The 8699-nt window shown below is 57.7% G+C and carries 11 protein-coding genes; 4 read left to right on the top strand and 7 right to left on the bottom strand.

What is annotated here, in order from left to right; all coding sequences use genetic code 11:
- The first annotated feature begins 123 nt into the window (after positions 1-123).
- Entirely contained in the window at positions 124-867 is a 744-nt protein-coding gene (locus AC4GMC_RS16050) for a DUF502 domain-containing protein (RefSeq protein WP_487878849.1), read from the top strand.
- A 21-nt stretch (positions 868-888) separates the two neighbouring features.
- On the opposite strand, the gene thyX is transcribed toward AC4GMC_RS16050, so the two are convergent.
- Entirely contained in the window at positions 889-1812 is a 924-nt protein-coding gene (gene thyX, locus AC4GMC_RS16045; RefSeq protein ID WP_487878850.1) for an FAD-dependent thymidylate synthase, read from the bottom strand.
- A 246-nt stretch (positions 1813-2058) separates the two neighbouring features.
- Here thyX and AC4GMC_RS16040 point away from each other — a divergent pair, with 246 nt between their 5' ends.
- The 3 genes from AC4GMC_RS16040 (at position 2059) to AC4GMC_RS16030 (ending at position 3513) form a co-directional block, all read left to right on the top strand.
- Positions 2059-2487 carry a VOC family protein gene (locus AC4GMC_RS16040; protein ID WP_487877829.1) on the top strand — a complete coding sequence of 143 codons (429 nt, stop codon included), beginning with the start codon at positions 2059-2061 and terminating at the stop codon, positions 2485-2487.
- Positions 2454-3224, top strand: a complete 771-nt coding sequence (locus AC4GMC_RS16035) for a DUF1194 domain-containing protein (RefSeq protein ID WP_487877828.1) — start codon at positions 2454-2456, stop codon at positions 3222-3224. Before AC4GMC_RS16040 ends, AC4GMC_RS16035 begins: the two co-directional genes overlap by 34 nt.
- Before the next feature lie 88 nt (positions 3225-3312).
- Entirely contained in the window at positions 3313-3513 is a 201-nt protein-coding gene (locus AC4GMC_RS16030) for a hypothetical protein (RefSeq protein WP_487877827.1), read from the top strand.
- A gap of 6 nt (positions 3514-3519) precedes the next feature.
- Here the strand turns inward: AC4GMC_RS16030 and AC4GMC_RS16025 are convergent, their stop codons facing one another.
- The 6 genes from AC4GMC_RS16025 to AC4GMC_RS16000 form a co-directional block, all read right to left on the bottom strand.
- Positions 3520-3885 carry an Mth938-like domain-containing protein gene (locus AC4GMC_RS16025; protein WP_487877826.1) on the bottom strand — a complete coding sequence of 122 codons (366 nt, stop codon included), beginning with the start codon at positions 3883-3885 and terminating at the stop codon, positions 3520-3522.
- The gene (locus tag AC4GMC_RS16020) at positions 3885-4631 is read right to left on the bottom strand and encodes a sulfite exporter TauE/SafE family protein (protein WP_487877825.1); all 747 of its coding nucleotides are present in this window, start codon (positions 4629-4631) and stop codon (positions 3885-3887) included. The genes AC4GMC_RS16025 and AC4GMC_RS16020 overlap by 1 nt, the downstream gene beginning before the upstream one ends.
- On the bottom strand, positions 4624-5592 hold the full coding sequence (gene secF, locus AC4GMC_RS16015) for a protein translocase subunit SecF (RefSeq protein ID WP_487877824.1): 969 nt from the start codon (positions 5590-5592) through the stop codon (positions 4624-4626). The genes AC4GMC_RS16020 and secF overlap by 8 nt, the downstream gene beginning before the upstream one ends.
- Before the next feature lies 1 nt (position 5593).
- Positions 5594-7255 (bottom strand): protein translocase subunit SecD, encoded by a 1662-nt coding sequence (secD, locus tag AC4GMC_RS16010; protein WP_487877823.1) that lies wholly within the window; start codon positions 7253-7255, stop codon positions 5594-5596.
- A 4-nt stretch (positions 7256-7259) separates the two neighbouring features.
- Positions 7260-7580, bottom strand: coding sequence for a preprotein translocase subunit YajC (gene yajC, locus AC4GMC_RS16005; RefSeq protein ID WP_487877822.1), 321 nt, complete (start codon positions 7578-7580; stop codon positions 7260-7262).
- A 96-nt stretch (positions 7581-7676) separates the two neighbouring features.
- On the bottom strand, positions 7677-8453 hold the full coding sequence (locus AC4GMC_RS16000) for an NYN domain-containing protein (RefSeq protein WP_487877821.1): 777 nt from the start codon (positions 8451-8453) through the stop codon (positions 7677-7679).
- Positions 8454-8699 lie beyond the last annotated feature (246 nt).

The following is an 8699-nucleotide window of genomic DNA, read 5'->3' as shown; positions in this document are numbered from 1 at the left end:
CGCCTCGCCGCTGAAATCGCGGGCGAAATTGCGACACAGCGGCGCTAAATTCCGCGCTTCCTTGTGCGGCCCTCTGCGCACCGCTACATATGCGCCTAGGACCGAGGAAAGACCGACCACCCAATGCAAATTCCCATGCCCGAAGACCCCAAACCCCCACGCGTGGGGCTATTCGCGCGGCTTCGCAACAATTTCCTAACCGGACTGATTGTGATTGCGCCCATTGGGCTGACTGTCTGGCTAATTTGGACGGTTGTTGGCTGGATCGATGGGTTCGTTTGGCCGTTCGTGCCTGACGCCTATCAACCCACGCAGCTGTTGAACCGTATCCTTGGTTTTGAAGGTGTGGACCAGATTGAGGTGAACGTACGCGGCGTCGGCGTTGTGGTGTTCATCATTTTCGCGATGCTCGTAGGTTGGGTGGCCAAAGGGTTAATCGGCCGATCCCTGATCGGGTGGGCCGAAAGCCTGGTGCTAAGCGTGCCTGTCGTCCGTTCGGTTTACGGAGGGGTGAAACAAATCGCTGAAACGATTTTCGCCCAGACGGAAACCTCGTTCGAGAAAGCCTGTCTTGTCGAGTACCCACGCAAAGGTATTTGGGCGATTGCTTTTATCTCGACCGATGCAAAGGCCGAGATCGCGACCAAAACTGTGGGTGAAAACAAGATCGTTTCGGTCTTTTTGCCGACCACGCCAAACCCAACGTCGGGCTTTCTGCTTTTTGTGCCGAAAGAGGATATTATCATCCTCGACATGTCGGTCGAGGACGCGGCCAAATTGGTGATCTCAGCGGGGTTGGTCTATCCGAACGGGGATGACCCTACCAAACCGCCGAAAAAGCGGAATGGGCACACGCCCGAGGCCTAAGCCCCAAGCGTGCAAATCTGATTAGGCGTCGCCCCAGACGGTTTCGAACTCGCGCCATTCGCCCTTGGACATGCCTGAGTTTTCTTGGGTTACGACTTCGCCTGCCAAGCGGCGCTTGAGGCAGTCAACACCCTTGCCAGAAAGCTGTTGCGCCCCCATGCGATAGTCCTCAAACGCGCCATAAGCGAAGGGCACCCAGTCGCGGACCATTTCACAAATCGCATCAGCATAAACGCGGATTTCGTATTGGGCATGAGGGTCTGCGCGCAGTCGCAGGAAATGGAACAGGTTGTGCAAATCCACCTTCCAGTACCACTGTGTGTAGATATTGGTCGGCAGGTTCATGCGCGCCAATTCCCGCGCAAGCCCGGCCTGACCGTCCTGCGAGATCATCGCCTCATAGCTGTCGTAAGCCTGATTGCTATCACGCTTCAGGATCTCAAGAACGCGTGCGGCCTCTTCACCCTCTAACACGTCGCCGCGGCCTTGGTTGTTCACCACGGATTGGGCGGCCAAATGCTCAGCTGGTGGGATATAGAATTCACGATCAAGGATCGAATAGCGCGCCGAATATTCATTCACATTCGCAGTCCGGTGGCGGATCCACTGGCGCGCAACAAACACCGGCAGCTTAACGTGCAGCTTGATCTCACACATCTCAAACGGGGTAGAGTGCCAGTGCCGCATCAAATAACGGATAAGACCTTCATCATTCTGGACCGATTTCGTGCCTTTGCCGTAGCTGACGCGCGCGGCTTGTGTGATGGCGGCATCGTCACCCATATAGTCGATCACACGGACAAACCCGTGATCCAAAACCGGCTGCGCGGTGTACAGATGCTTTTCCATGCCCTCGCTCACGGCCCGTAACGTGGGACGCGGATGGCTGCGCATTTCTGCGATTTCTTCTTCGGGGGTCATCGGTCGACTGGCCTGATCATTCATGAACTGTTCTCCACGCATGTTCGCGCCCGCAGCGGGCCACAAAAGCCGCGAATCGGGCTTTTCCGAACGTATTCGGGGTATAATCGCACGTGAACACTAGATGTGGTCAACTTTTGTCAGGATATCCACAAGATATATAAACCAAAGCGGCTTGTCGGCCCACCACGCGCAACAAACACAGCCTTTGGTTGCGTCCACAGCCGCCGGCCCTATCTTGAGCTAAGAGATCACTCACGAAAGTTTCCCATGCCTATTACCTATCTGCACACAATGGTTCGGGTCCGCGACCTTGATGCCTCTATCGCGTTTTACAAACTGCTCGGCCTCGAAGAGACACGCCGCTATGAAAACGAAAAGGGCCGGTTTTCCCTGATTTTCATGTCGCCCCCCGGACAGGAAAACGCCCATGTTGAGCTGACCTACAACTGGGACGGTGATGAGGGCCTGCCCTCTGATAGCCGCCACTTTGGCCACCTCGCGTATAGTGTCGACAATATCTATGATACCTGCCAGCACCTTATGGACAACGGCGTTACGATCAACCGCCCGCCCCGCGACGGGCATATGGCCTTTGTCCGCTCTCCCGACAATGTCTCAATCGAGCTACTGCAAAGTGGGGATCGTCTGGCCCCGGCAGAGCCTTGGGCATCCATGGAAAACACAGGTCATTGGTAAGCCGCGCGGCGGCCCTAGCCCTCGCATTATTGATACATGCGGGGACAGCTCAGGCCGCTTGTCGGCAGGCGCTTTTGTTGGCGTTGGACGTGTCGGGGTCCGTTGATGCCGAGGAATATACGCTCCAGCGGGAGGGGCTGGCTGCAGCCCTGACCGCGCCCGCCGTGCGCGATGTCCTGCTAAGCACACCGCAGTTTCCGGTTTATATCGCGGCGTTTGAATGGGCCGGGCAATTCGACCAATTCACCCTGTTGGAATGGACGCCCATCACCGATCTAGCCACGTTGAACCAGGTCGCCCATACACTCCGCGCGCCCACCTTACGGCCTGCCTCACGATCCACCGCATTGGGCGCATCGATGGCCTATGCAGCGGCGCTGTTCCGCGATGCCCCTCCCAGCTGCTTGCAGCGCACGCTCGATATCTCAGGGGATGGTAAGAACAACGATTGGCCCGATCCCGGCAGCCAGCACCGCAAGCTTGAAGGTGTCACCATAAATGCGCTGGTCATCGGGGCGGACAACCCCGCCGCAGGGGACCAACGGCAGGCCGAAATAGCCGAGCTGAGCAGCTATTTTCTGTCCGAAATCATCCGCGGACCCGGTGCCTTTGTGGAAACGGCGCTGGGGTATTCGGCCTATCAGACCGCGATGGAGCGTAAATTACTGCGCGAGCTAAAGACGATGGTGTTTGGCCAAATCGCCCCCACTGTCCGCACCGACACGCTAAACCGTTAAAACTTGCGATATTTGGCAAGGTTCCAGCCCCATTCCGAACACGATTGCTGCGGCATATGCGAGGGACAGCTTATAAAGGAACTGCCCCATGCCCTATTTCCATTCTTTTCTAGCCGATGACCAAGGCGCCGTAACTGTCGACTGGGTAATCCTATGCGCGGGCCTCGTGGGTCTGGGCCTTGCGGTCATGATGGTCGTCAAAGACGGCGCTGACGACATCAGCGGCGATATGAACACATCGATCAAAGCAGTGGAAACGCAGACCACGCTGGACCTGTCGTCGTCCTGACCGCGCTTAGTCCGCCGTCGTGACTGCTAACGCCGCCAGTGCGACACGGCGGCCTTCACCCAGAAGCACGTTGTATGTGCGGCAAGCAGCGGGGCTGTTCATTACCTCCAGCCCCATACCCGCGCCTTCAACTGCGGCACGCAGAGATGCGGGTGCATGTGCAATCTCGGCCCCTGTGCCGAGGAAAATCACATCCACCGCTCCGGCCAATTGCAACAGGCTGTCCACATCCTGAAGGCCAGCCCATGTCCGGGCAGTCGTTTCGGTCGCAAGGATTGCCCCATCAATCCGATCACCGCCCACCCGGAAAAAACCCGGCCCATAGCTGTCGATCGGTTGCGCGCTGCCGTAGTGGACTTCGTTGAGTTGCATTACGTGTCTCCCCATAAGGGCAGGCCCATAAGAGCCGCACCGGCGATAATTGTATAGGCGATGCGGCGGTACAGCCCTTCGCGATCGGGGTGGAACATAGCGGCGCCGACTTGAATCGCCAAGAGGTTGGGCACGATCAAGATTGCACCAATAAGAAACGGCGTCAGGGTGACTTCGCCCTTGGCGGTCAAAAGCCCCAATGCCATCCCATCGTAGATCAGCAAAAATAATGTCAGTGTCGCGCGTACGACAGATGCAGGCAGCGGCCGTGCCATATAGAATAGAATGACAGGCGGCCCGGGCAGACCCGCCGCCCCGCCCAAAAAGCCCGCGCAGGCGCCGATGCCGTATACCTTGGGCGGTGTCACGCGGCCTCGGTAACGCCAGCCTGAAACAAGCGCCGCCAACATCGCAAATGTCACAAGGGACACGGCGTAGCGAAACGCCTCAGGCGGGACGCTGAGCAACACGGCCAACCCGATGGGCAGCGTCACAGCAAGCCCAGCACACAGCCGCAAGACATCACGCGGGTGCCCATCGCGCACCGCACGCGGCACGGTCGGAAGTGGCCCGATCAGATCCATAACAGTGAGCGTGACGATGGCCCAAACAGGGGGCAAGACTGTGCCTGCAATGGGCAGGTAAATCAGGGCAGTACCAAATCCGGCAAATCCCCGCACCAAGCCCGCAAGACAGGTTGCAAAGACCAGCCACCCCAACCCAGGGGTGGCCAAGATCTCAGGCATCGATGTTGCCGAACTGCGTGCCCGCGCCACTGTCGGGCTTTTTCGGGTCGCGGTTGACGCCCAACATTAGGACCACGTTTTTAGCCACATAGACCGACGAATAAGTCCCGACGATAACACCCCAAAGGATCGCGAACACAAATCCGCGGATAACATCGCCGCCCAGAACAATAAGAGCCAAAAGTGCGACAATCGTCGTGCCACTGGTCATCAATGTCCGCGCCAGCGTCTCATTGGTGGAGCGGTTCATGACCTCCATCAACGGCGTTTTCTTGTACTTGATCAGGTTCTCGCGAAGCCGGTCAAACAGAACCACCGTGTCGTTGATGGAATAGCCAAGCACCGTCAAAAGGGCTGCAATCGTTGCCAGATCAAAGCGGATTTGTAGCAGGCTAAAAATCCCGATGGTCAGGACAACATCGTGCACCAAGGCCGCAACCGCACCCACTGCGAACTGCCATTCAAACCGCAACCAAATGTAGAACAACATCGCAGCCATAGCCGCTGCCAGCGCGATCAAGGCCGTTGTCACCAGCTCGCCCGAAACTTTTGGACCAACGGACTCAACGCTTGGGAAGGTGATTGCAGGATCGACTGTCCGCAGTGCGTCTTCGACCAAGGCAATAACCTCAGGCGTTACGCTTTCGGCGCCATCTTGCGCCTGAATACGGACCATCGCCACGTTCTGATCATCCGCAAATGTCGGATCGAACACCTCGGTGATGGAAACATCGCCAAGGTTCAAAGGTTGCAGCGCATCCCGGTACGCGCCGACATTCACCTCAACCCGGCTTTCGGTGCGGATGGTGGTCCCGCCCAAAAAGTCGATGCCGAAGTTCAGACCCATCGTCAGCCACAGCACGACCGACGCGATGACCGCGACCACCGAGCCGCCAAATGTCACTTTGCGAAAGCGGAAGAAGTCGAAATTGGTTTCTTGTGGAACAAGTCTTAGGCGCATCTCACACCTCCAGTGTTTTGGGGCGGCGACGTTCGAACCACATGACCACAAAGACGCGCGTGACGAATAGCGCAGTAAAGACAGACGTGATGATCCCGATACCCAAAGTCACCGAGAAGCCCCGCACCGGGCCAGAGCCCAGCACAAACAGGATAACCGCGATGATAAAGGTCGTCAGGTTCGCATCCACAATGGCCGACAGCGCGCGTTCATAGCCCAACTGAATGGCCCGTGCGGGCCCTTTGGCCGTGCGTAATTCCTCACGGATACGCTCAAAGACCAGCACGTTGGCGTCCACCGCCATACCCACGGTCAGCACGATACCAGCGATGCCCGGCAGTGTGAGCGTGCCGCCGATCAGGCTCAGGATGCCGACGATAAGGGCGACGTTGATCAACAAGGCCACCGTCGCAAACACGCCAAACAGGCCGTAGCTGGCGATCATAAAGACAACAACACCCGCCATTGCGATCATCGCCGCAATACGGCCTGCATCAATGGAATCTTGCCCCAGTTCAGGGCCAATGGTCCGTTCTTCGAGAAAGGTCATCTCAGCCGGAAGCGCACCTGCCCGCAACAGGATCGACAGCTGCGTCGATTCAGTCACATCAAAGTTGCCGGTGATCTGACCGGTGCCGCCGGGAATAGCGGATTGGATGACCGGGGCTGTGACCACCTCATCATCCAGCACGATGGCGAAAGGTGAGCCAATGTTCTCGGCGGTATAAATACCGAAATCTCGCGCACCCGCACCGTTAAACCGGAAGGTCACAGCGGGCATGCCATTTTGATCAAATGCAGGCTGGCTATCGACCAGATCATCGCCTGTAACCACTGGCGTCTGCTCAAGAATATAGAACGTGCCCGCGTCATCCATGTCGGGCACCAAAATCTGCCGCCCATCAAGGCGTGCATTTGCGTCAAATGTTTGGCCAACCACAGGATGGAAGGTCAGCTTGGCGGTCGTTCCGATCAGAGATTTCAGTTCCTGAGCGGAACCAATACCTGGCACTTGGATCAGGATACGGTCTGCTCCCTGACGCTGGATCGTGGGTTCGCGGGTGCCCGCCTCATCCACACGACGACGGATGATTTCCAGCGATTGCTGCATCGTCCGGTCGTCCGTCGCGGCGCGTTCTGCTTCAGACAGCTGAACGGTCAACACATCGCCATTCGCCGATACATCAATGTCGCTGGACCCAACGCCCGTAAAGGTCGCGATGGGTTGGGCCAAGGCGCGCACGGCAGCGACGGCGGTGTCCATCCCTTCGGGCTGGGAAATCCGCACCCGCAGTTCACTGTCGGGGCCCGGCTGGCGGCGGATCGTGCCGACAGTTGCGCGCTCCTCACGCAGGGCGTCGCGCACGGCCGGCCAATAGCCGTCCATCCGGCTGCCATAGACGTCCTCAACCTGCACTTCCGCGAGCAAATGCGCACCGCCGCGCAGGTCCAAACCGAGGTTCATCAGGTTTGAGGGCAGCATACTTGGCCAAAGCCCCGCATCCGCCTCAAGCTCTGGCGAGGTGATCCCCCCCTCCATCGCAGATACGGCATCATTGTACCGCTCTACGTTCGAATAATTCGCATTGGGCAATGCCATCAGCAGCCCGGCCGCGCAGATGCCTAGGATCAGCACCTTCTTCCAGAGGGGGATATCAAGCATCAGGTCAGGTCGCCGGCTCGGATTTGGTCAGAACCGTCACGATGGTCGAGCGTACAACACGTACTTTGACGCCGTCTGCGATTTCGACCTCTACCTCGTCGCCTTCTTTGACCTTGGTGACTTTGCCGATCACGCCACCTTGGGTGACGATCTGGTCACCGCGGCGCAGCGCCTCGACCATGGCTTTGTGCTCTTTGAGCTTTTTTTGCTGTGGGCGGATCAGCAGGAAGTACATGATCGCAAAGATCAGAATGAGCGGTACAAAAGACCCGAAAGTGCTGCCTGCACCTCCGACGGCTTGGGCATATGCGGGGGTGACGAACATCAGATTTTCCCTGTGATTGCAGTTCAGGCTTTGGCGCCCTTAAGGTTCGGCGCACGTTATAACTGGCAAGTAGGGAGCGCAAGGCGGCCGAACAAGCTATTGGCGCCCTATCCCGGGGTTTGCGCGACGATGAAACCATTGTTGCCCGGTCAAATCACCGCTCAGCCGTACGCCAACAGGGCACAAGGTGTAGCGATCGGCGTGCCCAGCCAAGAAACTGCGCCAATTTGGGTTGGGCAGATCGGACGTGGTCACACCAAGCTGATACATTTTCTGCCCAAAGAGCGTAAGCGGAATGGGCTCCGTCGGAGTTTGGCCAAGAACCCCCATGATTTTGCTATGCAAAGTCTCAAGGGCCACATCGCTTGGACCCAGCCTCAGTCGGTGAAACTCACTGCAACTATTTTGAAAGAAATCCGAAGGCTGCACCCCACTGATACCTAAGACCCATTTACCGTGACTGCGCAGTCGTTGCGCCAGGTGGGCAAAGCCCTGATCCGCGCTGGCGATTACAAAGGTCGCTATATCGCTACCGAGCGCGAGTTCCAGCGCGTCCAAACACAGCGCGATGTCTGAGGCATTCTTGCTGGCAGCCATCGGGGCAACAGTGACGCCCGGCGTCTTGCACCAGACATCAACGTGATATTCATCGGCATAAACACGCACCGCATCGACACGACCCAAGCGTTTGGCCCGCTCAATAACGGCATTAATCAACTTGGGCGAGATATTATCCCCATCGATGAAAACAGCGACCCGCGTGGATTGTATTTGGTTAAGCATGTTCATGCAGCCACCGTCGCGCCGTATCGCGGCAAGATCGTGACCGAGCCACGACAGTTTCACGGCATTGATGCAAAGCGCGTGGCCCATCAATCCGTCCTACTTATAACGAATGCGGACATGCCGCGCGCCATACGCCTAGCGTTACGCCCGAGCATCCATTAAAAGGCCCGCAAATCAATGCGTGCCCACACGCCAAGCCCCCACCCAAGGAGCCACTTCCATGCATGACATTCGCATGATCCGAGACAACCCTCAGGCCTTTGACGCCGCTTTGATGCGCCGGGGTGGCTCTGCGATGTCATCAGAAATCCTTGCGCTGGATGAAGCACGCAG

This window comes from Thalassobacter sp., from assembly GCF_982993085.1.
Note: the sequence above shows the minus strand (reverse complement) of the source record. Positions and strands in the feature narration are given on the sequence as shown.